We start from the raw sequence: 22,943 nt of genomic DNA on the forward strand, positions 1-22,943 counted from the left end.
TAAATGAAACACCGCTAACTGTTGTGGGGTTTCATTTAGGTATTTTTTTTATTCCTTTTCTACTACAACAAACATTTTTAGGTTTTACAAGAATGGAGGACAAACCGGATGAATTATCAAGAGTTAGCGAAATTAATTATCGATAAGGTTGGTGGTGAGGGAAATGTGAAAAGTTTGACTCACTGTGCAACACGATTACGTTTTAATTTAAAGGATGATCAAAAAGCAGAGGAAAAAACGTTAAAAAATACTCCAGGAATAATGGGGGTAGTAAATAAAGGAGGACAATACCAAGTTATCATTGGAAGTGATGTAGGTAATGTTTATAAAGAGATCATTAACCAAACTAATATTTCTAATGATGGGGGAGAAGAGAAAGTAGAAGATAAGCGATCTGCCTTTGCCAAAGTAATTGATACCATTACGGGAATCTTTACCCCAATTCTTCCAGCTATTACGGCAGCGGGGATGTTAAAAGCAGTTTTATCTATATTAGTAGTGTCTAAGGTGCTGACAACAGAAAGTCAAACTTATCAGATTATTAATTTCATGGCAGATACTGCATTCTATTTTTTACCTATCTTGCTAGCGGCTTCTTCTGCACAAAAGTTTAAAGCAAATATGTTTTTAGCTATGATGGTTGGAGGAATCCTACTGCATCCAAATTTCGTTGCAATGGTTACGGCTGCGAAAGAGAGTGGAGAAGCGATAAAGTTGATGGGGCTTCCTATTTCGGCAGTATCCTATTCCTCTTCTGTTATTCCGATTATTCTATCTGTATGGTTTATGTCCTATATTGAACCAATTGCAGACAAAGTTTCACCTAAGGCTATTAAGTTCTTTAGTAAACCATTGATTACCATTTTTATAGTAGGAACAGTTAGTTTAGTAGTATTAGGACCAATAGGATATTTAATTAGTGATGCTATATCAAACGGGATAACAGCTTTAGAATCGGTTAGTCCGTGGATTGTGCCATTATTGGTTGGAACATTTACTCCATTGCTTGTTGCAACAGGTACCCACTATGGTCTAGTTCCAATTGGTATTAACAATCGTATGACAACTGGTTTTGATACAGTGATTTATCCAGGAATGCTTGCTTCCAATGTGAGTCAAGGTGCTGCTGCAATTGGTGTTGGTATTAAATCAAAAGATAGTACGATTAAGCAATTAGCTTATTCTGCAGGTTTGACTGGGCTGTTTGGTATTACAGAACCGGCTCTATACGGGGTTAACTTACGCTTTAAGACACCACTATATGCTGCAATGATTGGTGGAGCAGCCGGTGGACTATTTATGGGGATTTTCAGAGTGCGAAACTTCTCTGGTGGTTCACCAGGTCTCCTAACTTTACCGAGTTATATTGGGGATAACACGTTAACTTTCTTCTATTATGCATGTATTGGTGCAGTTATTAGTATTGTTGTAACATTCATCGCCACATTAATTCTATATAAAGATCAAGTTGCTGAAGAGACAGCAGAATCAAACGAAGCGCCGACAAATGCAACGCCGAAATTGAATATCAGTGGAGCAACGATTGTTTCCCCACTGCAAGGAAAATTACACCGTTTAAAACAAGTAGATGATGGCATGTTTTCTGAAGAAATTTTAGGACAAGGTGTAGCAATTGAACCAACGGAAGGCACCGTCCTATCACCAGTGAATGGTACCGTTAGTGCAATATTTGATTCCAAGCATGCTATTGGGATTACAAGTGAAGACGGAGTAGAGTTGTTGATTCATGTTGGTGTCGATACGGTTCAACTGAATGGTGCAGGATACGAGTATTCCGTGGAAAAAGATCAAGAAATCAAAATAGGTGACAAATTAATTCAATTTGATTTGGAAGGAATTAAAGCAAAAGGATATAAAACGATTACGCCTGTTGTCATTACAAACTCAGCAGAAGTAGGAGATATTCTTATTGCAAATGAAGGCCCAATTAAATTTGGCGAGGAAATCATCAAAGTCATGAAATAGGAGGAACAAAAATGGGATTTGGAAAAGATTTTTTATGGGGCGGTGCAACCGCTGCGAATCAATGTGAAGGTGGATTTAACGAAGGTGGCAGAGGCTTAGCGAATGTTGATGTGATTCCAACTGGTCCAGATCGCAGAAGCATTATTACTGGTAAAAAGAAAATGTTTGATTTTGAGGAAGGCTATTTTTATCCTGCGAAAGAAGCCATTGATATGTATCATCATTACAAAGAAGATATTGCTCTATTCGGGGAAATGGGGTTTAAAACATATCGATTATCCATTGCCTGGAGCCATATTTTTCCAAAAGGGGATGAAATGAAACCTAATGAAGAGGGACTAAAGTTTTACGAGGATCTATTTAAAGAATGTCATAAATATGGAATCGAACCGTTAGTGACTATTACTCACTTTGATTGTCCAATGCATTTAATCGAGCAGTATGGCGGCTGGAGAAACCGAGAACTGATTGATTTTTATAAACGTTTATGCACTGTATTGTTTACTCGCTATAAGGGGCTTGTTAAATACTGGCTGACTTTCAATGAAATCAATATGATTCTTCATGCACCATTTCTTGGAGCAGGACTCTGCTTTGAAGAAGGCGAAAATGAAGAACAAGTAAAATATCAAGCGGCACACCATGAACTAGTAGCAAGTGCTGAAGCAACAAAAATCGCTCATGAAATCGATCCAGAGAATAAGGTAGGATGTATGCTGGCAGCTGCGAGTTACTATCCTTATAGTTGTCGACCAGAAGATGTCTGGGAAGCGAAGAAAAAGGACCGAGGAAATTACTTTTTCATAGATGTTCAATCTAAAGGAGCTTATCCTGCCTATGCAGTAAAAGAATTAGAGAGAAAAGGCATTGAAGTTGAAATGACTGCAAATGATATAGAAGTTTTAAAAGAAAACACGGTTGATTTCATATCGTTCTCTTATTATGCTTCTAGGGTTGCAGCAGCTGAAGATTCCGATGTGGAAAAGACAGCGGGGAATTTATTCCCAACGGTAAAGAACCCATATCTTCAATCAAGTCAATGGGGATGGCAGATTGATCCATTAGGTTTACGTATTACAATGAATGATTTATATGATCGTTATCAGAAGCCTTTATTCATCGTTGAAAATGGGCTTGGTGCAATCGATGCACCAGATGAAGCAGGGTATGTAGAAGATGATTATCGCATTGAGTATCTAGCTGCACATCTTCAAGCAATGAAGGATGCAGTCGATGAAGACGGTGTCGATTTGCTTGGCTATACGAGCTGGGGCTGTATTGATCTAGTATCGGCAGGAACTGGTGAAATGAAAAAACGCTATGGTTTTATCTATGTAGACCGTGATAATGAAGGAAACGGCACATTGCAAAGATCGAAAAAGAAGTCATTTCATTGGTATAAGAAAGTAATTGCTTCTAATGGAGAGGATTTATCCAACCAATTGTAATATAGGATAGTTAGTAATGCGTACAAGAGTTTCTTGTACGCATTATTTGAGTCTTATAAGGGAGAGTCGCAAGTAAAAGGGGGAGAGTCGCAAGTAAAAGGGGGAAAGTCGCAAGTAAAAGGGGGAGAGTCGCAAGTAAAAGGAGGAAAGTCGCAAGTAAGAGGGGGAAGTCGCAAGTAAAAGAGGGAAAGTCGCAAGTAAGAGGGGAGGAGTCGCAAGTAAAAGGGGGAGAGTCGCAAGTAAAAGAGGGAAAGTCGCAAGTAAGAGGGGGAGAGTCGCAAGTAAGAGGGGGAGAGTCGCAAGTAAAAGAGGGAAAGTCGCAAGTAAGAGGGGAGGAGTCGCAAGGAAGAGGGGGAGAGTCGCAAGCAAAAGAGCGAATATCGCAAGGAAAAGAAGGTGGATTTACAACCACAGTTTACGTTTCCGAGCAACCGGAAAGAAGATGGATAATAAGTCGTAATTTTTAAAAAATTAATAAAAACACTATTTACAAACAATAACCAGAGGTTTATGATAACCGGTATAAAGTGAATGGTAGAATAATAAATTACATCAAAGTACAACCACACGATTTTTTAACCTCTCTAGATGAACATAAAATTTTCCACTTTAATACAAACAGATATTTTCATAAATGGATAGTTCGTAAAATAAAAGTCGATTAGAGAATGATACAAGTAAAAGGTTAATTTCAAGAGGTGAGTAGCTTTGGAGGTAAAACGAACAAGGAAGATTGATTATTTGCCAATGGGAGAACAGATTTTAATCGTCCAGTTTGAAGATGTTTTATCCATCGAAAACAACCAAATGGTTCAACATTTTGCCCAATTAACAAGGACTTTAAAAATAGAAGGGGTAAAAGATATTGTCACAGCGATGAGTAATTTCTCCATAATGTATGATCCACTATTGATAAGTTTTGAGCAATTAAAAGAGAAGCTAGCCCAAATTGAATTAACAGAAATACATGGAACGAAGAAAAAGTCTCGAGTTGTCCATATCCCAGTTGTTTTCGATGAACAGCATGGTCCAGATTTAGCTGAATTAGCAAAGATCACTGGTTATAGTGTCCAAGAAATTATAAAAATGATTACTTCAAAGACCTATTATGTTTATATGCTTGGATTTATTGCTGGCCTGCCGTATATGGGAGATATAGACGAACGAATTATTGTTCCTAGAAAGTCTAATCCAACAGCAAAAGTGATTGAGTCAAGTTTTTGTGGGAGTTTTTTTAGCTCCCTTTTTTATAAAGTAAAACCTCTAAGTTTGTATCCGCTTTCCAATTGGTTTTGTTCTTCCAACTGTTGATTCTCTCATTTTTTAAAAACCTTTTAATCCCTGTAAGGCAAAGTGAACGGGTTTTCCAATCGCTTGATTTAAGTATGGCATGTTCTGACGCACGGTTTCTGTTACTAATTTTGTGGGTATTTTTCTTTTCGGTCGATGCTCTTTCTTTGATTTTTCCGTGGCTTTTTCCCATTTTCCATATATCGTTTGGATAGATAGATCATCCTTCAACCCAATCCACAAACGTGCCATGCTCATGACGCCTTTTTTGCTCCATGCTCTTCCATTTTTTAATCGTTTGGCTAATTGATTCATCATTGCTTCTGCACTTCCCATTGGACGATACGCTGTCGTGTCCACGCCTTTCTCCTGTAACCAACTACGGTAATCTTTTATGGTTTCCTGATGATGCGTTAAAAAGCCGAGGAAATGCGCTAGTTTTTCTTCTTCTTCTGGTGTATCCATTGTTCCTACTGCGCTATTCAACTCTAGAAGTAATGTTTCTACCTGGTAGTTTTTTAACGCTCTTTTCATGTAGCGGTATCGAGGATGGCTCTTCATTAGTTGCTTCATCGAACGAGCGACATGAAAACGGTCCATGGTGAAAAAGGCGCGTTCCCGAAAATACTCCCGACATGCCGTTATCCAGCCTGCTCCATCGCCATTAATAATAAGCAAGGTTTGGGTTGGATCATACGCATAATGATTCTGTAAGAATGTTTCAAAAGCTTCCCAAAAGGGTTCTTTTTCTTCATAGAGAAAATGCCTTTTATTTCGGAGCCTGACTCGCTTTCCGTTTTCTTTCCATCCCTCATGTACAGCGGCGAATTTCAACTCCCATCCACGCTTTTTCTTTTCTTGACTCTTCACATATAATCCATCTACTTCGACAAACAACACCTTTTGAAAAGGACGTTTTTCCTTAGCGGGAAGTACGCTTGTATGAAGAAGATGTTGCCGTAATGCTTCGTGGCTCATCGCCGAATAGCCTAAAAATTGTTCGAACGTTTCCACCGCCTTTCGATAGGAGGAACCATTTGTCGCTAATTCTAGCCCCCATTCTTCTAATAGTGGACTAAACCCTTTATTCCCTTGAAACTGTAAATAATGATCTAACAGACAAATATATTTTTTGGTTACACGATCGAAATAATAATTACGCTTCAGCTCCACTGCTCCAAACGCTGTATCTACTCGTATTTCTCGTTTATCTCGTAAAGCAAATCTTCTTTTGTCTCGTTGCTGAGCAATCTCTAGATCCCAATTTTCTAATGTTTGAACAAGGATTTCTTGAAAGGTCATTTGTAGTGTTCGAAATAAAGTTTTTTCCAATTCTTTTAATGATGGCATTTTTGTGTTACATTGATTCATGAGAGCCTCTCCTTTTCGTAGTATTCTAGTCAAACTCTACTTTACAAAAGGAAGCTCTCTTTTTTAATACTTAATTTTTTCCAGCTACCGCGCTTTCGCTTGGTGGCCTTTTTGTCTAGTTGGGGGACTCGTCCCCCAACTAGACAAAAAGGATATTTATTCTCCCACAAACATTTTACTCATACAGCAAAAGTTCCTAAAGGGACTGTTGCTATTGCGAACCGTATGACATCTATTTATACAGTTGAATCTCCAGGAGGGTGGCACCTGGTAGGATGGACACCAATGAATATCTTTGATGTAACACAGAATCCTCCTAACTTTATCGGAGCAGGGGATTATGTTAAATATGAGCCGATTTCATCAGAAGATGCTTATAAATGGAGCAAACAAGTACGTAAAGAGCGGAATCAATTATGGAATATATAAAATGTTTAAAGCCAGGTTTATTAACAACCATTCAAGATTTGGGGAGGCATTCCTATCAATCATTTGGTGTTTCAGCTTGTGGAGCAATGGATCCTCTATCCTTAAAACTGGCTAATATTATTGTCGGCAACCCACAAGATTATGCTGTTCTAGAAATAACATTACTAGGACCAGAAATACTCTTCAAGGGAGAAGGAGTCATTGCAATTACGGGGGCTGACTTATCACCAACATTAAATGAAAAAGAGCTGCCTATGTGGAGAGCTGTCCACGTACAGGAAGGGGACATTTTGAAATTTGCCAAAGCAAGAACTGGATGTCGCAGTTATCTTGCTATCCTTGGTGGAATGCTTGTTCCAGAAGTAATGGGGAGTAAATCCACTTTTCTTCGCGGAAATTATGGAGGAATAGAAGGAAGAGCACTCCAAAAAAACGATCGCATTCCAGTAGGACCGATCCATCATAGTTGGATAAAAAAGGTGAAAAATAGGGGGATATCTGATTCGGTTATTCGGAATATCTTTCATAAGGATGCTGTTCGATTTGTATGGGGTCCACATGATAGGGCGTTTAAAGAAGAATCAAAGGAACTATTTATCGAAAGTGTCTATCAGATTACTAATCAATCTGATCGAATGGGCTATCGTCTTGAAGGAAAAGCACTATTACATAAAAAGTCTGCTGATATACTTAGTGAATTTGTTGCACCAGGAACGATCCAAGTGCCGGCAAACGGTAAGCCAATCCTATTAATGGCAGATTGCCAAATGTCCGGAGGTTATACAAAAATCGGCATGGTCATTGGCGTGGATATTCCTTTAGTAGCACAGAAGAAACCTGGCGACTTTATAAAGTTCCAACCAGTTTCTATCGAGCAAGCTCAAGAAGAATGGAAAAGACAAATGAAATGGTTATCGATTTTAAGCAAAAATAACACCCATTTAATAGCAAAATAATGGAGAAAATAAAGAACAGTCTGTGTGGCTATATGAAAATAAAGTTTTAGATATAAATGGTAGATTGAGGTTGGGACATATCAAAATAGATACTCTGTAAAGAATAACGGCTACTTTCGCATACTTTTTACAAGAAGAAATATAATTAGTTGGGAAAATAGAGCAGCCGGAATACACGAAGACGCCACGGGGATTAGCGAGACAGTCTGAGAAGAAAGCAGGAGCGTAGCGACGAAGCGGCTCAGCGCGAGCCCCACGGAAAGCGAAGTGTATTCCGGCTGCGGGAAATCGCATTAAACTTCATGAAAACATCCTTTTAAAACAAATAAAAAACCAAACAATTATACGGAACTTTCAATAGCATCTTCGTATAATTGTTCGGAATTATCCTTGGCTGGAATACTTATGTCCCAGCCACGTCATTTTCTTCTTCGGTAAATGGAATGACAAAATGACCAATTCAAAAAAGAAGAGCGTAATTGGTGAAAATTTCTTTGTTTCATAATACAATATGTAAGTATGCTTCCTTCTTCTATGAAAGAAGCATTTTTTAAGGTTAATATTCAAGTAGTTATAGAAAATTTACTGTAGAAAGGCGATAGAAAATTGAATTCATTATCAAAAATTAAACGATTGCAAATTGCTTTTCTATTGGGATCACTTTCCCTGTTAGGTCCATTTACAATAGATACGTATTTGCCTGCATTTCCAACTATTGTAGAGGAATTTCACACGAGTGCTTCCTTAGTGCAAGTTAGTTTAACAACTTGCTTGTTGGGATTGGCATTGGGCCAGTTAATCATTGGACCAATGAGTGATGTCCAAGGGCGTCGTAAACCATTAATAATTTTTCTTGGTTTATACTTACTATCTTCATTAATATGTGCGGTTGCACCAAATATTTATATGTTGATCGTTTCTCGTTTCATCCAAGGGTTTGCAGCAGCAGGTGGTCTCGTTATTTCAAGAGCTGTTGTTCGAGATCTATATAGTGGAAGAGAGCTTACAAAGTTTTTTGCCACGTTAATGTTAATTGGAAACCTTGGTCCGATTGTGGCACCTATAATAGGTGGTGCAATTCTTTCTTTTGCAAATTGGAAAGTGGTTTTCCTTGTTTTAACCTTTATTGGGATTATTTTGACTGTTGTCGTTTCCTTTAAACTGGAAGAAACCTTACCAGCTGAAAAGCGTGTACCGAGCAATATCAAACAAGTAGTTATGAATTTTGGTTCATTATTGAAAGACCGTGAATTTGCAGGCTATGCATTTACACAAGGTTTTACTACTGCCGGAATTTTTGCCTATGTTTCTGGTATTTCTTTTGTCTATCAAAATATTTATGGCGTTTCTCCTCAAGTCTTTAGTTTATTGTTTGGGATAAACGGAGTTGGCTTAATTATTGGAACACAAATCGTTGGCAGATTATCTAAATTCTCAGAGAGAACATTCTTGAAGAGCGGTTTAGCTCTTTCCATGTCAGCTTCGATTTTATTAGTAATTGCCATTTTAGTTCATGCACCGTTAGTCGCAGTTGCCATACCTATTTTTCTTTTCGTTACTTCCATTAGTATTATTGGAACATCTTCTTTTTCATTGGCGATGGAAACAAAAGGACATATGGCAGGAAGCGCATCTGCATTATTAGGTCTATTACCATTCTTACTAGGTTCACTAACAGCACCGTTAGTAGGAATCGGAGGAGAACATACAGCTGTGCCGATGGGAGTTATTATTTTCGCATCAAGCCTGTTAGCGTTCTTATCTTATTATGTATTGGTGAGAAAATCTTCGTTAAAGGTGAATACACCTAAGCATGTTACCCATAATTAATTCCTTAAACACAATATATGTCTTCTGCAAACAGGTGCTTTCGATTTTAGAAAGCGCCTGTTTTTTTGAAAAAAGGAGCGAAGTTTATTCTAAGGTTCTTTCTTTTTCGGAAGAATGGGAGTGTAGACAAGGGGACTGTTCCCCTTGTCTACACTGAGGCTCCGTTCATACATGGTTTAATCCCAGTTAGTGGTGATACAATAATGATGATACAATATAAATACGTTTATTAAAGGAAATGGGGTTAATTCATGAAATCCTATTGGGTATGGCTTGTATTAAATGTGGTTGTATGGCCATTTGCAATTGGCTATACTGACTTAACTATTAATCAATTAACTGGGCAATTATTCGGTGTTGCGCTTTATTTTGCTATCTTTTTTCTTATTCCTTTAGTGAAGAAGAGGCCAAGCTTATTCGTCTTTTTTATATGCTTGAATGTTATTATCGCAACGATTACTTTATTTCCTTCTGATGGTACTATCAATCCATTTCTTATTCTTATCCTTTCCCTTTTAATCGCAGAGGGATTTTATCACTTGACGATTGGTAGTAGCTTAATTATTAGTGTAATTGGATGTGGAGCAATTCTCATAACGGTATTGAATAGTAATCTAGGTCAAATAATAGAGATATTTGTGGAGATTTATATTATTTTTCTTCTTATAGGCTTGTTAGTGTATAAGCAGACAAAGGATCAATGGACAGATCTGGATGCACGGTACCAAGCCCTTTTTAGCGAATACCGTGATATAAAGCGAAGAGCTGTTTCGGAAGAGGAACTCGCTAGACAGGAAGAACGTGTATTAATTGCACATGAAATTCATGATTCAGTTGGTCATAAACTTACGGCATTGATCATGCAACTGGAAATGTTTCGTTTACAAACTTCTGAAGAATATAAGGAAAAGGTACAATCCTTGAAGGAACTTGCTGGAGAGAGTTTAAATGAAACACGAAGGGCAGTAAAATCCTTAAAGGCTAATGATACAGGTGGACTTTCAGGGATATTACGATTGATTCGTAAATTAGAAATGGAGAATATGATTCGTATTCATTTTTCTGTGAAACATGGTGCTTTTTCTGCTCCATTAACTGGTGAGCAATCTTTTGTGATTTATCGTTCTGTTCAAGAGGCATTAACAAATATTATGAAACATAGTAACGCAAAAGAAGCTGAAATTATGTTTGAAGCTCCAGGTAACAGTATTTTTCGTTTTGAAATAAGTAACCCTATTTCGAATCGTTCATTATATAAAGAAGGATTTGGACTTAGTTCTATGCGGGAGCGGTTGGAAAAGTACGGAGGAGATTTAAAAGTGATTAAAACGGATGAACAATTTCGGATAAGTGGATTTATTAAACTTCTCAATATAGGTGATGAACATGGCTCGAATATTACTGGCTGAAGACCAGGTTATGGTAAGACAAGGTTTAAAAATGATGATTGAAACAGAAGAAGAATTTAAAGTGACTGGAGAAACAAATAATGGGAAAGAAGCAATAGATCTATGTGAAAGGATGCAGTTTGATATTGCGATATTAGATATTCGAATGCCCATTATAGATGGTTTAGAAACAGCGAAAATTATTCAATCCCGCTGGCCGCAAATGAAAATATTGATGTTAACGACCTTTGATGATGATCACTATGTAATGGAAGCATTGAGAATTGGTGTTAGTGGCTACATTTTGAAAAATGGCGATACAGATGCGCTACTGCGTTCCATTCATAGTGTATTAAATGGAGGTTTAACTATTGAGGAAAATGTAGCAGCAAAAGTCGTTCCGCAACTAATAAAACAAAACAATAATCCGGAAGCTGACCCTACCCTAACCCCCCGAGAACGGGCTATATTAAAGTGTATTGGAGAAGGGCTTAGCAATAATGAAATTGCAGATAGATTGGCAATCTCCGTTGGAACCGTGAAAAATAATACAAGTAAAATCTTAACAAAACTTGATTTGCGTGATCGTACCCAATTAGCCATTTATGCAATTCGGCATAATCTTGTGTAAAAAATGTTCATATCTCATAGATAAAGGCTGTTTTCTAAAGAATTGTTGTTTTTTCAATAGGAAAAAAGAATTAATAGGAAAATTGGAGCAGCCGGAATACACGAAGACGCCACGGGGATTAGCGAGACAGCCTGAGACCCCGGAGGCTGAGGAGGCTTAAGCTTAGCCCCACGGAAAGCGAAGTGTATTCCAGCTGCGGGTAATCGCAACAAACTTTACGAAAACAGCCTAGATAAATAACAATAATGTTTGCGGAACATGGCCAAAAAGAAAAATGATTAAAGTAATGGATAAATAAAGAATGGATGACTAGAGACAGTAGTGAAGCTGTTTCTTTTTTTATATGCTTAATAGGCAATATCCATTATAAAAGTAGCTTAAGTGAGAAGGATAATAAAAATGACCGAAGTAAAGGAGTGCAAAAAGATGCTTGAAACCATAAAACTTAGTAAAAATTTCAAAGATAAAAAGGTAGTAGATGAAATTAATTTATTTTTGGGAGAAGGAGAATCAGTTGGTTTGCTTGGACCAAATGGTGCTGGAAAATCAACAACCATCTCTATGATTTCATCCTTACTTAAACCAACGTCTGGGGATGTAAAACTAAATGGAAAAAGTATGATAAAAGATGCAGCAGAAATGCGAAGAATTCTTGGAGTAGTTCCACAGGAAATAGCTTTATATGAAGAACTATCAGCATATGAAAATCTTAAGTTTTTTGGAAGAGCCTATCAAGTTCCAAAAGATAAGATTGAGGATCGAATACAAAATGTGCTTGAGATGGTGGGGTTAAAGGATCGTCAAAAGGAATTGATTAAAACATTTTCGGGGGGAATGAAGCGAAGAATCAATATTGCAGCTGCTTTGTTACATGAACCGAAGATTTTAATTTTTGATGAACCGACTGTGGGGATTGATCCTCAATCAAGAAACCATATTTTAGAGACTGTTCGAGAATTGAATGTAAAGCATGGAACGACGGTTCTTTACACAAGCCATTACATGGAAGAAGTGGAGCAATTATGTAATCGTGTATACATTATGGATCATGGAAAAGTGATTGCTTCTGGAACAAAATCGGAATTATTAAGCATTTTATCAAGTGAAGATACGATACAAGTGCAACTTAACAAAAAAAGTGATGTATTGTTAACAGAAATTAAATCATTTAATCATGTTTATCAAGTGGATGAAACGGATGAGGGTCTACGTATTATTTCAAGAAAAGGAAGTAATATTTTAAGTGATCTCGTACATGCAGCAGAAAAGGCAGGCATCCAAATTGTAAACTATCAAGTGGAAATACCAAGTTTAGAGGATGTATTTCTACATTTAACTGGAAAAACATTGCGGGATTAGAGGAGGGAAAAAAGTGGGATCATTCATAAAAAAGGACTTACTCGTTTTTTGGCGGGACCGAAAAGAAATGCTAATGACTCTCTTACTCCCCATTATCATCATTGTTGTATTAAATTATGCCTTTGCTGGTATTTTTAATGACGATAAAGAGGCAACTAAATTGGACATAGCATTTGTCCAAGTAGATGATGAAGAAAAGGGGTTTGTACAGTTTAAAGAAAGAATACAACAATTAGGCTTGTCTCAAGCAGAGAAAGAAACAATGCTTGAGCATGTAGAAAATCTATCACCAATTACGTTAATACGAAATTTTATTAATAACCCGGACGTAAAGGAATGGGTTAATGCGAAAGAACTGACGTGGGAAGAAGCAACGGACCAAGTAGAAAGTGGTGAACTAGATGCAATCATTCGTGTTCCAGAAGGATTTACGTATGAGGTGCTTTCTACTGTCATGCTTGGAGATAAATCGACAACTGCATTAACGATTCATGCTGCAAAGCAGTCCACTGAAGTAACTACTCTCCAAAATATCGTCAATGAATTCGTGAACTCTTTGAATATGAACTTTGCTCTTGGTAGGGAAGGAACGTTATCAGCAGCAGAACCTATACTGCCTCAAGGAGGTAGAGAAGTCGTGGAAGGAATTGACACGTATACTATTTCGCAATACTTTATTATTGCAATTGGAACTCTATTTGGTCTGTTTTTGGCGCAAAGCGTAGCACTAAAGACGGTTACAGAGAAAAGAGAGCGTGTATTTAATCGGATTTTATTAACGAATAGTAATCCAATGCATTTTTTGCTAGGAAAAACAGTTTCTACCTTTATTCTAGCTTGGTTACAATTGATGATTACGATAACGGTAACACAGTTATTATTAAATATATTTCCAGATAAACCTGTATCGTTCTGGTTCGGAATGGTACTAGTATTTACCTCGTTTTCGTTAATGGTTGCAGGACTATCAGCAATATTTACATCTATTACGTTAAATTTGAAGGATAGCAATGCGGTTAGTGGTTTAACCACCCTTATTATTATGTCCTTGGGAGTTCTAGGGGGAAGTTTTTTCCCACTTGAAGGTTTTCCGGAATTGTTACAACGAATAGGAGAATGGACTCCAAATGGTTTAACCATGATAGCGATGATAGAGTATATTCAGTTTAGTCAATTTAGCGATTTACTTTTACCGATAGTGGTTCTAGTTGCCATGTCTGTAGTTTGTTTTGTAATTGGTATGTTCATGTTTCCGAAAAGGGGGCGGGTATAATGACCACCATTTTCTATGCCCAGTTTGTTAAAGATAAACGAAAACCACTACTAATTATTTTATTTATTGTTCTTAGTGTATTGGCAACGATTATATTTGGAGGTACATCTCAACAAAACAAATTAACAGTTGATATTTTTGCAACAGGTCCTAATGCCGAGGAAATAGAACAAAATTGGGAAGAGTTATTAAATGAAGATAGTAACACCAAATTCATTATTGCAGATGAGGATGAAGCACGCGAGCAAGTAAAAGAAGGAAAAAGAGATGTTGCCATTCTTTTAATGGAAAATGATTATCGCTTAATTACATCTTCAGATATGCCAGAAATCCTACTTGTCGAGCAACATGTTCATAAAGTATTTACGGAGGAAGCTAAGATACAAGCTGTGGCAGATGGCGTAAATACGTCTGATTTAAGAAATGAGATCAAAGACTATTTAGAAAAACCACCGATTACTGTCCAAACGGAAAACTTAAGTGGTGAGACTCTGACAAGTCATGATATGGGTTTTCAGTTACTATTCGGTTTTACATTGTTTATAGCCATGTTTACAATTGGAGTCAAAGTGAATCGAATCAATGAAGACAAGGTGAATGGGGTATGGAACCGTCTGCTTCTCTCTCCAGTAAGCAAAACGAATTTGTATGTTGGTCATTTAGTCTATAGCTTTTTAATCAGCTTTTTTCAAATGGTTGTAGTCTTTCTAATTTTTCAATATATAATGGACTATGATATTGGAAACTTTCCGATGATATTAACCATTGCTGCCGTGTATACATTGAGTGCGGTTAGCTTGGCGATGCTTATTGCAGGAATAACTAGAACACCAGAGAAATTTAATATGATTTATCCTTCTCTGTCATCCATTCTGCCGATTATTAGTGGGGTTTATATGCCACCAGGTATGATGGATAATCCTGTATTTAATTCTATAGCCAATGTATTCCCACTATCTCATGGAGTCGATGCGATGATGGATGTTGCCCTATTTGATGCTGGATGGAGTGACATCACTTTGCCTATAGCTATCATGCTGCTTATTGGAGTATTGTATATGGGGATTGGAATTAATTTAGGTGAGCGGAGAAGATAAGGAAAGAGGATGGGACATAACTAAATAGATACTCTGTAAAGACGAACAATTTCTAATATAGCTAGTAAATAGCGGCTGCTTTCGCATACTTTTTACAAGAGGAAATATAATTAGTTGGAAAAACAGAGCAGCCGGAATACACGAAGACTCCCTCCGGAAAAGTTGATATACCAACGTTTGTAGTAGATTATTGGTGAAATAAAAAATTTTTTTTAACTTATTTCAGACTTATCACAGGTGGTTTTCCCCATTTTATAAAATAACTGGGAATGAAGAAGACGCTTCGCTAGAGTCAATAGGGATTAATTGACAAAGGTACATTATTTGATGCACTTTGGTCTCTACTATTCTTACGAGAACGTACCCTCCCATGTCTCTTAGCGTCGCGCGCTTACATTCCTTCGTTTGGTTTCATCATAAGGTAGAGGCTGGCATCCTGCTCCTATATAGACTCTAAGTCGTATGTCTTTTTATAAGCCAGCTACTGTGTCATCTTGTGAATTATTTTTTACATTAAGCTCTACCTTGGATATGTTAGGCGGGGAAGACGGAAATATCCTGTCTCATCCGTTCTCCATCAAACAAAACTTCTTGGTGACTTAACCCATGAAATACTTTCAATAGTTTACTACAGAGTATAACAAGTGCTTCTTTTTTCTTTAGTGGATTATTTGTCCTGGTAATATAATATTGATATAAATCGTGAAAGACCTTATTGTTTCGTATTAAAGGGAGTACTGCCCGATAGAGAAGCGATCGTAGTTTTCTTCTCCCTCGCTTTGAAAGACTTTTTCGACCAATATACTTTCCAGAAGAATTTTCTCGTAATGTTAATCCCGCTAATTTTATGAGTTGGCGTGGATGTTGATAATTCTTTAGAGATCCTACTTCTGACAGTAAATCAATCACTGTCTCTTCCCCAATACCCGGAATCGATAAGAGATAGTGAAATTCAGCTAGGTCTTCCACCATGTCTTTTAATTCTTGATTCACTGTTTCTAACTGATTTGTATATAGTTCATATTTTTGTATCAACATAACAATTTCCAGTCGTGCCATTTCAACGCCTTCTGTTAAGCCGATGGATTGTTCTGCCGCCTTTATTAATTTGGCTATTTTGGATCTTGCTGGATAGGCCAGCTGTTCTTTCTCTCGATAGAAAGTGATCAACTCTTCTACCTCTCGTCCTACTAAGTCTACTGGTAAAGGCGTCTGTTTTAACACCGCACAAGCATTCTTTCCTAACTCCTTAAAAGCAGTATAAAATTCAGGGAAATATCGGTCTGTCCATCGAATGATCTGGTTTTTTACTTTCGCTATTTCTTTCTTCACACTCCCCCGAATAGAAGATCCTTGTCTAAGTTCTGCTTCTATTCCTTCTAGCTTGCGAATAGAACTAAAATAGCCGTTTGTGATTAATTTGGCAATAACTCTCGCATCTTTCTTATCATTCTTTGTTTGGAGATTGTCATCCATTTCCTTCGATCGTTTTACATGTAAGGGATTCACAATGACGTAACGAATGCCTTTGGAGGCAAGAAATGCAGCGAGATTCATCCAATAATGACCTGTAGGTTCAAAACCGATCAAAAGATCCTTCTTTCCCTGTTTCTTCATCAATTGATGTAAGTGAATATAAAATTGTTGAAAGCCTTGATTAGACTGATGGACGGCGAAGGATTTACTTAATTCCCGTCCTCTATCATCCACTGCACAAGCATAATGCGTTCTTTTTGCTATATCAATGCCAATGATAAGAGTAGAATTAGTGACTTGATTTATTTTTTGATTACGTTTATTATTCATAGTAGATTCTCCTTGCTGCGTATTGATTGGCGTTGATACATGCATCATATAGGAGTATCTTTTTTTATGCAAGCCCCTAAAACTACCCCCACAGGAATGCTCCTATGGGATTAGCGAGACAGTCTGAGACCCTGCAGGCCACAGGCCGAAGCGGCTCAGCGCGAGCCCCATGGAAAGCGAAGTGTATTCCGGCTGCGGGGAATCGCACCAAACTTCATGGAAACATCCTTTGAAAAACAAATAAAAGCCCGAACAATTATACGGAACATTCATTAGCATCTTCGTATAATTGTTCGGAATTATCCTTGGCTGGAATACTTATGTCCCAGCCCCTTTTTTACTCAATCGTCTTCTTCATTGCCTCATACATATTCTCCACATGCTTATCCACTTCATCCCGAGTCATCCGCAAGCGATTCACCGAACTGCCATAGCCGATTTCAACTTTTCCTTCGTTTAATCCCTGGAAAATTCCATCGGCAAAGGCATCCAAAGGTTCTCCGCTCGTATGTAATCCTGCACCGCCTAAATCTGTATTCACGGCTGGAGGGGCAACTTCGATTACTTCTACAGAAGTATCAGCAAGCTGGTGTCTTAAGCTCACAGTGAAAGAATGCATTGCCGCTTTGGTTGCTGAATAAATTGGCGCGATTGCCATTGGTGTAAAAGCTAATCCAGATGTTACATTAATCATCGCCGCTTCCTTTTTTGTTGCGAAATACGGTGCAAACAGCATAGAGAGCTGAATAGAAGCTTCCATGTTGATGGTGATTTCCTTGTTAAAATAACTCCAATCAGTCTTTGCGTCTGCCTTTAACACATTAAAACGTTGTTGAATTCCTGCATTGTTAACTAACACATTCACATCTGGATAGTTAGCTGTTATCCAGTCAAAAAGTTTGATTCGATCAGCTTCTATAGACAGATCACTAACATATGTAACAAGGTTAGGGAATTTTTCTTTCGCCTGTTGCAGTGCTTCTTCCCTGCGACCACAAACAATCACTTTGTTGCCTGCTTTAATAAACCGTTCTGCAAATGCTAATCCAATTCCAGCACTTCCACCTGTAATAAGAATGGTATTACCTGACAGTTTCATTGGGATTCCTCTTTTCAAAAGATATTTTTATCTTCATTATGAATAAAATTCAAACCAATTTCTATTATTTACCCTTATGGTTTATCTATTCTATTTGCCCATATTTTAAATCACAGGTTAATAGTTAACTACCACGACAAAAATATGATACGATCATCCTGAGGTGGGAATTTTGGAACAATTAATTTATACACTTTTAGCATACATAAATAATTCTTTGGAAAAGGATATCAACTATTCTATCGCCAATAGTTTCCTGGAAAATATTCATCATATAGAAGGCTATTCATTAGAGATGGCAGCGGAAGTATGTAATGTTGCCCCATCTACAATTAATCGTTTTTGTAAGCGAATCGGCTTTCGTAACTTTTCTAATCTCCGAAACAGTGTTGCTTTTCAAGGTGGAATGTATGAGGCGAATGAAAAGCATTTAAGTGCAGCTACATTCGAAGCAAAACTAAAGGAAAATATCGAGATAATGGAAAAAATTTCGAAGGAACAAATGGAACGAATTATTAAAAAAATTTATGAGTCGAAGCGAATTGTCATTTTAGGTTTTGAAAAACATCAAATTCAAGCGATGGAGCTTCAGAAGCAATTATTTCTTCTTGGAAAGCTATGTGAATGTAATACAAATTTTTTCAAACAATTGGAAACAGTATCTCATTTAACAGAAGAGGATATGATTATCACCATTTCAATTGAAGGAAACATCCTTACAGAGGCCTTAGCTATTAATGAAAGAATTAAAGCGGCGAATGGAAAGAAATTGTTGATTACTTTTTCGGATCCTGAGCAGCATAAATATGTATTTGATGAGGTATTACACTGTGGAAAAATTGAAAATAGCGCAGTTAGTAGTTATACGTTATTACGTTTATTTGATATTCTCATCTATCACTATCAAAAACAATATCCTTCTTATTAACTGGTCTAAAAGAGACCAGTTTTTTTCCTTTTGTAAGCGTATCATTATCTTTAGAGATTAGAAAAGGGAGGAAATGCAAAGATGACGAAATACGGATTTCCAGAAGGATTTTTATGGGGTGGAGCTACTGCTGCCAATCAATTAGAAGGTGCTTATAACGAAGGTGGAAAAGGTTTGTCTATTTTCGATATGGTTACATTCGTTCCGAAAGAAGAACGTGGCAATGATATTGAGATGGATGTCAAAAGTAAAGCAGAATTAGAAACGCTACTAGCTGGCAAAGGCGGAGACAATTTCCCAAAACGTCGCGGGATTGATTTTTATCATCGCTACAAAGAAGACATCGCTCTTTTTGCAGAGATGGGCTTTAAAACATTCCGTATGTCTATTTCTTGGCCGCGTATTTTTCCAAATGGGGATGACTTGGTACCAAATGAAGAGGGCTTAGCATTTTATGATAATGTGTTTGATGAATTAGCGAAATATGGAATCGAGCCACTTGTGACGCTATCACACTATGAAATTCCATTGAATCTTGTGCAAAAATACAATGGATGGCTGGATCGTCGTTTAGTAGATTTCTTTGTTCATTATGCAGAGACTGTCTTTAACCGTTATAAAGATAAGGTGAAATATTGGTTAACGTTTAATGAAATTAATATCTCGACTCTTTCTCCTTACATTGGAAGTGGTATTTTAATTGATGAGGTAGAAAATAAAGAACAAGCAATTTATCAAGCTCTGCATCATCAATTTGTAGGGAGTGCCAGAGCGGTAAAAGCCTGTCATGAAATTATTTCTGGAGCGCAGATTGGTTGTATGCTAGCACGTATGGAAGTATATCCGGAAACATGTAATCCTGATGATGTGTTAGCAGCATTAGATGAGGATCAAAAGAATTTATTTTTCACAGATGTTCAAGTGCGTGGATACTATCCAAGCTTTATGCTAAGTTACTTTGAAGAAAATGATATTCAAATTGACATGCTGCCAGGAGATGAAGAATTACTTTTACAACATACAGTAGATTACTTATCTTTCAGCTACTATATGTCTATGGTTGCGAGTGGATCACCTGAAAAGTTAAAAGAAAAAGGGAACTTCTTCTCTGGTGTGAAAAATCCGTACCTAGAATCATCCGATTGGGGATGGCAAATCGACCCGAAAGGTTTACGAATTACGTTAAAGAAAATGTACGATCGTTATCAAGTGCCTTTATTTATCGTTGAAAATGGACTAGGTGCTTATGATAAGGTAGAAGAAGATGGCTCTATCAATGATGATTACCGTATTTCATACATGCGAGCACATATTGAGCAGATGAAAGAGGCGATAAAAGAGGGAGTAGATTTAATTGGATACACAAGCTGGGGATGTATCGATCTTATCTCTGCTGGTACCTCAGAAATGTCTAAGCGATACGGTTTTATTTATGTAGACCAAGATGACTATGGAAATGGAACATTAGAGAGAACGAAGAAAAAATCATTTGATTGGTACAAAAAAGTGATTGCAACAAATGGACAAGAGCTATAATAGTAATCAGAAAAACAGTGCTACTTCCTTCTGGGATGGAGTACTGTTTTTTGTTTGTTTATAAAGTATTTTTCTAAAAAATAACTAAATCAACCTTAATTAATATTTGATTTTTTAGAATTAATAAACAAATCTTAATATATTGATATAATGAATCCTGTGTGTTAAAATGTTCCAGTCAAGCATCTTCGTTAGTAATTCCTAGACCGTTTGATTTCGTTTAGGTATTGAATGTTCTAAGTTTTCTAATAATACACAACAGTCTAAGAACTATTTAAAACTTATTTTTTTGTCCAAGTAATTACATAGGTTACATAATACTTATGCTTTTTGGAATAGTAATTATATTATATGCGTATAAGGAGAGATTCGGATGAAATATCTTTCTCTATTTATGGTCGCTTTCCTATTCTTGCTTGCAGGATGTGGAAATTCAGCGGAAGAGAAAAAAGAAGAAACAGTAAAAGAAGAAAGTAATGCAACCCAAGAAACAAAAGCAAAAGAATTAACAGATGAAGATAAGAAATTTATTGCCTTATTAGAAAAAGGCGAATATCAAACAATCATTGATGAAACAATTGGTCTTGGCAGCGATGCACAAGTAAATTTCTATTTTCTAGCAAATGCTTTTAAAGCAGTACCTGATTATTCATTAAGCCAAACATACTTGAATAAATCAAAATATATTCCAGCAGAAATCGAAGACGAAGTGAATAAATTAAAAGAAGATATAGATGCTAACCTGGAAAAAGAGGGAGCTTAAGCTCTTACTCGTTCACACGGTTAGATTTAGGTGCTTGACCTAAGCATTAAAAACTTGCCTCGTTGTATTTAGGGCAAGTTTTTTTGTTCACTTTACACAAAAACAAATCAACCAAACTAAAGTTGATTTGTTTTTCATTATCCTTCATATGTTTTATAAAAATCGATAGCTTTCTGGATATAGGGTTGTTCTTCTGGTGGAAGATCTTCCTCATGATAAATGGCTGAAACAGGACATACTGCTTCACATGCACCACAATCAATACAAATATCTGGATCGATATAAAATTGGTCTTCTCCCTTTGCGATACAATCAACAGGACAAACATCCACACAATCGCCTGCTTTTTCATGCATACATGGCGAAGTTATAACGAAAGGCATGGGAATCTCCCCTTCTTCATTAAGATCTGATGCTAATCAGCACTTCATTCATTTTATTCAAGTTTTCACGAATCTTTACGGCACTTAAATAATCAATCTTATCATGATAACTTTCTGGCTGCTCCATTTGGTCATCAATCGCCATATGTTGATATTCATCAATACTTCCTGTAGATTTCTGATAGTCCGCCATTAAACCTGTTTCCAAATGTTGAATCTTATTGTTTATGCTATCTAGACTTTGTGTCATTGAAAGGGCAGTATTAATGATTTCTTCGTCCGATTTAGTAAGTCCGTCTATTCGGTTATTTTGTTCTTGTAAATCCTTTTTAATTTGCTGAAGCAGGCCATCCTTTTCATCATTTATTTTCATATGATCGAGTATTTGCAATGTGTCGCCCATTAAGATTTGTAATCTTTTGAAGGCGTTTTCCATGGAAATCCCCACCTTTAAGCATTGTATCTATAAAATGTACAAAAAATCAGTAATATATACAAAAGCATGTTTCTTAAGCAAGCTCCCTATACTTTTTTGGGGAAATGTTCGTAACCTTTTTAAAATTACGATGGAAGGAACGCAAATTATTGTAACCACAATTCAGCGCGATTTCACCAATCGGCTGCTGACTATTTTTTAACTGGTAACATGCCTGGGATATTCGATAGTGTGTAAGATATTCGGTAAATGTCCTATTCGTAATATGAACAAAAAGCTTCGAAAGGTAGGCGTAATCATACTGCAAATGTTTTGCTACCGTTTTTAATGTACAGTCATAGCTATAATGCTGATCAACATAAAGCAGAATTTTATGAAATACTTTCATCTTGGTCGAATATTCAACAGGCGTCAAGCTTGTATTCTCTACCAATTTACCACATATATCATACAGAAAACTTTTTTGCTGGTAAATAGAATGAAGCGTTTGCAAAATAGGCGTATTATGTAAATGAATTACATTGTTTTCTGGAACAAAGCCTTTATAATTCATAAAAAAATGGCCAATCAATTCAGGTGAAAAAATAACAACACTAATATGGGAATGATGGATGGTTTTGAACTCATGCAGTTGATTTGGAAAAATAAATGCTACATCATTTTTTTGCAGTAGATATTCTTTTTGATCGACTCTTACGAATAGCTCTCCTTCGTTGACGATAATTAATTCATAAGCTCGATGAAAGTGGAGAGGAAAGCCATCGTTTATTAAGGTAAACTTTTCAAAGGATTCCTTTTCTTCCACCCCGTGATCTTCAAAAAAAACCACTTTCTTATCCTCCTGTCAAAAACACTAATATTGTCTTAAATTATACTACATTTTGAATAGTATCCACTTTTTAAAGTTTCTATAATGAGGACAGAGTCACAATGA

At 36.7% G+C, this 22,943-nt stretch carries 20 protein-coding genes; 14 read left to right on the forward strand and 6 right to left on the reverse strand.

The genetic code is table 11. The annotated features are described in order from the left end of the window. Positions 1-108: 108 nt before the first annotated feature. From NKG37_RS11665 to NKG37_RS11675, 3 genes are all read left to right on the forward strand, one after another. A complete protein-coding gene (locus NKG37_RS11665) occupies positions 109-1,986 on the forward strand; it encodes a beta-glucoside-specific PTS transporter subunit IIABC (RefSeq protein ID WP_254416248.1) in 1,878 nt (625 codons plus the stop codon). An 11-nt stretch (positions 1,987-1,997) separates the two neighbouring features. After that, positions 1,998-3,434 carry a 6-phospho-beta-glucosidase gene (locus tag NKG37_RS11670; RefSeq protein WP_254416249.1) on the forward strand — a complete coding sequence of 479 codons (1,437 nt, stop codon included), beginning with the start codon at positions 1,998-2,000 and terminating at the stop codon, positions 3,432-3,434. A gap of 708 nt (positions 3,435-4,142) precedes the next feature. Further along, positions 4,143-4,745, forward strand: coding sequence for a 5-oxoprolinase subunit B family protein (locus NKG37_RS11675; protein WP_254416250.1), 603 nt, complete (start codon positions 4,143-4,145; stop codon positions 4,743-4,745). 12 nt (positions 4,746-4,757) lie between these two features. Here the strand turns inward: NKG37_RS11675 and NKG37_RS11680 are convergent, their stop codons facing one another. Continuing rightward, positions 4,758-6,074 (reverse strand): ISLre2 family transposase, encoded by a 1,317-nt coding sequence (locus tag NKG37_RS11680; protein ID WP_254414862.1) that lies wholly within the window; start codon positions 6,072-6,074, stop codon positions 4,758-4,760. Between the two features lie 132 nt (positions 6,075-6,206). Here NKG37_RS11680 and NKG37_RS11685 point away from each other — a divergent pair, with 132 nt between their 5' ends. The 8 genes from NKG37_RS11685 (at position 6,207) to NKG37_RS11720 (ending at position 15,058) form a co-directional block, all read left to right on the forward strand. Continuing rightward, positions 6,207-6,524 carry a carboxyltransferase domain-containing protein gene (locus NKG37_RS11685; RefSeq protein WP_254416251.1) on the forward strand — a complete coding sequence of 106 codons (318 nt, stop codon included), beginning with the start codon at positions 6,207-6,209 and terminating at the stop codon, positions 6,522-6,524. Next, positions 6,512-7,480 carry a 5-oxoprolinase subunit C family protein gene (locus NKG37_RS11690; RefSeq protein WP_169188010.1) on the forward strand — a complete coding sequence of 323 codons (969 nt, stop codon included), beginning with the start codon at positions 6,512-6,514 and terminating at the stop codon, positions 7,478-7,480. Before NKG37_RS11685 ends, NKG37_RS11690 begins: the two co-directional genes overlap by 13 nt. A 606-nt stretch (positions 7,481-8,086) precedes the next feature. Beyond that, entirely contained in the window at positions 8,087-9,310 is a 1,224-nt protein-coding gene (locus NKG37_RS11695; protein ID WP_169188011.1) for a Bcr/CflA family multidrug efflux MFS transporter, read from the forward strand. A 251-nt stretch (positions 9,311-9,561) separates the two neighbouring features. Then, entirely contained in the window at positions 9,562-10,719 is a 1,158-nt protein-coding gene (locus tag NKG37_RS11700) for a sensor histidine kinase (protein ID WP_254416252.1), read from the forward strand. Next, on the forward strand, positions 10,697-11,329 hold the full coding sequence (locus tag NKG37_RS11705; RefSeq protein WP_169188013.1) for a response regulator: 633 nt from the start codon (positions 10,697-10,699) through the stop codon (positions 11,327-11,329). The genes NKG37_RS11700 and NKG37_RS11705 overlap by 23 nt, the downstream gene beginning before the upstream one ends. 426 nt (positions 11,330-11,755) lie before the next feature. Beyond that, a complete protein-coding gene (locus tag NKG37_RS11710; protein ID WP_016204167.1) occupies positions 11,756-12,688 on the forward strand; it encodes an ABC transporter ATP-binding protein in 933 nt (310 codons plus the stop codon). A gap of 13 nt (positions 12,689-12,701) precedes the next feature. Next, positions 12,702-13,961, forward strand: a complete 1,260-nt coding sequence (locus NKG37_RS11715) for an ABC transporter permease (protein ID WP_169188014.1) — start codon at positions 12,702-12,704, stop codon at positions 13,959-13,961. Beyond that, positions 13,961-15,058, forward strand: coding sequence for an ABC transporter permease (locus tag NKG37_RS11720; RefSeq protein ID WP_169188015.1), 1,098 nt, complete (start codon positions 13,961-13,963; stop codon positions 15,056-15,058). The genes NKG37_RS11715 and NKG37_RS11720 overlap by 1 nt, the downstream gene beginning before the upstream one ends. Positions 15,059-15,592: 534 nt before the next feature. Here NKG37_RS11720 and NKG37_RS11725 read toward each other — a convergent pair. Beyond that, complete coding sequence (locus NKG37_RS11725; protein ID WP_169188709.1) at positions 15,593-16,864, reverse strand: IS110 family RNA-guided transposase; 1,272 nt, start codon at positions 16,862-16,864, stop codon at positions 15,593-15,595. Positions 16,865-17,201: 337 nt separating this feature from the next. Beyond that, the gene (locus NKG37_RS11730; RefSeq protein WP_169188016.1) at positions 17,202-17,963 is read right to left on the reverse strand and encodes an SDR family oxidoreductase; all 762 of its coding nucleotides are present in this window, start codon (positions 17,961-17,963) and stop codon (positions 17,202-17,204) included. Positions 17,964-18,135: 172 nt separating this feature from the next. On the opposite strand from NKG37_RS11730, the gene NKG37_RS11735 reads away from it, so the two are divergent. From NKG37_RS11735 to NKG37_RS11745, 3 genes are all read left to right on the forward strand, one after another. Next, positions 18,136-18,891 (forward strand): MurR/RpiR family transcriptional regulator, encoded by a 756-nt coding sequence (locus NKG37_RS11735; RefSeq protein WP_169188017.1) that lies wholly within the window; start codon positions 18,136-18,138, stop codon positions 18,889-18,891. An 81-nt stretch (positions 18,892-18,972) separates the two neighbouring features. Then, positions 18,973-20,427, forward strand: a complete 1,455-nt coding sequence (locus NKG37_RS11740) for a glycoside hydrolase family 1 protein (protein WP_169188018.1) — start codon at positions 18,973-18,975, stop codon at positions 20,425-20,427. A gap of 373 nt (positions 20,428-20,800) precedes the next feature. Next, the gene (locus tag NKG37_RS11745; RefSeq protein ID WP_169188019.1) at positions 20,801-21,190 is read left to right on the forward strand and encodes a hypothetical protein; all 390 of its coding nucleotides are present in this window, start codon (positions 20,801-20,803) and stop codon (positions 21,188-21,190) included. Between the two features lie 137 nt (positions 21,191-21,327). On the opposite strand, the gene NKG37_RS11750 is transcribed toward NKG37_RS11745, so the two are convergent. The 3 genes from NKG37_RS11750 to NKG37_RS11760 form a co-directional block, all read right to left on the reverse strand. Next, positions 21,328-21,573 carry a ferredoxin family protein gene (locus tag NKG37_RS11750; protein ID WP_169188020.1) on the reverse strand — a complete coding sequence of 82 codons (246 nt, stop codon included), beginning with the start codon at positions 21,571-21,573 and terminating at the stop codon, positions 21,328-21,330. Positions 21,574-21,592: 19 nt separating this feature from the next. Continuing rightward, positions 21,593-22,009 (reverse strand): hypothetical protein, encoded by a 417-nt coding sequence (locus NKG37_RS11755; RefSeq protein ID WP_169188021.1) that lies wholly within the window; start codon positions 22,007-22,009, stop codon positions 21,593-21,595. 73 nt (positions 22,010-22,082) lie between these two features. Next, positions 22,083-22,838 (reverse strand): helix-turn-helix transcriptional regulator, encoded by a 756-nt coding sequence (locus NKG37_RS11760; protein WP_169188022.1) that lies wholly within the window; start codon positions 22,836-22,838, stop codon positions 22,083-22,085. Positions 22,839-22,943: the final 105 nt, after the last annotated feature.

Origin of the sequence: Niallia sp. RD1 (assembly GCF_024219955.1) — a bacterium.
Lineage (GTDB): Bacteria > Bacillota > Bacilli > Bacillales > Cytobacillaceae > Niallia > Niallia alba.

Coding starts and splice junctions, on each gene's coding strand:
- NKG37_RS11700 (WP_254416252.1), top strand. CDS start 9,562: ATGAAATCCTATTGGGTATGGCTTGTATTAAATGTGGTTGTATGGCCA.
- NKG37_RS11750 (WP_169188020.1), bottom strand. CDS start 21,573: ATGCCTTTCGTTATAACTTCGCCATGTATGCATGAAAAAGCAGGCGAT.
- NKG37_RS11740 (WP_169188018.1), top strand. CDS start 18,973: ATGACGAAATACGGATTTCCAGAAGGATTTTTATGGGGTGGAGCTACT.
- NKG37_RS11705 (WP_169188013.1), top strand. CDS start 10,697: ATGGCTCGAATATTACTGGCTGAAGACCAGGTTATGGTAAGACAAGGT.
- NKG37_RS11730 (WP_169188016.1), bottom strand. CDS start 17,963: ATGAAACTGTCAGGTAATACCATTCTTATTACAGGTGGAAGTGCTGGA.
- NKG37_RS11710 (WP_016204167.1), top strand. CDS start 11,756: ATGCTTGAAACCATAAAACTTAGTAAAAATTTCAAAGATAAAAAGGTA.
- NKG37_RS11720 (WP_169188015.1), top strand. CDS start 13,961: ATGACCACCATTTTCTATGCCCAGTTTGTTAAAGATAAACGAAAACCA.
- NKG37_RS11680 (WP_254414862.1), bottom strand. CDS start 6,074: ATGCCATCATTAAAAGAATTGGAAAAAACTTTATTTCGAACACTACAA.
- NKG37_RS11690 (WP_169188010.1), top strand. CDS start 6,512: ATGGAATATATAAAATGTTTAAAGCCAGGTTTATTAACAACCATTCAA.
- NKG37_RS11670 (WP_254416249.1), top strand. CDS start 1,998: ATGGGATTTGGAAAAGATTTTTTATGGGGCGGTGCAACCGCTGCGAAT.
- NKG37_RS11725 (WP_169188709.1), bottom strand. CDS start 16,864: ATGAATAATAAACGTAATCAAAAAATAAATCAAGTCACTAATTCTACT.
- NKG37_RS11745 (WP_169188019.1), top strand. CDS start 20,801: ATGAAATATCTTTCTCTATTTATGGTCGCTTTCCTATTCTTGCTTGCA.
- NKG37_RS11665 (WP_254416248.1), top strand. CDS start 109: ATGAATTATCAAGAGTTAGCGAAATTAATTATCGATAAGGTTGGTGGT.
- NKG37_RS11755 (WP_169188021.1), bottom strand. CDS start 22,009: ATGGAAAACGCCTTCAAAAGATTACAAATCTTAATGGGCGACACATTG.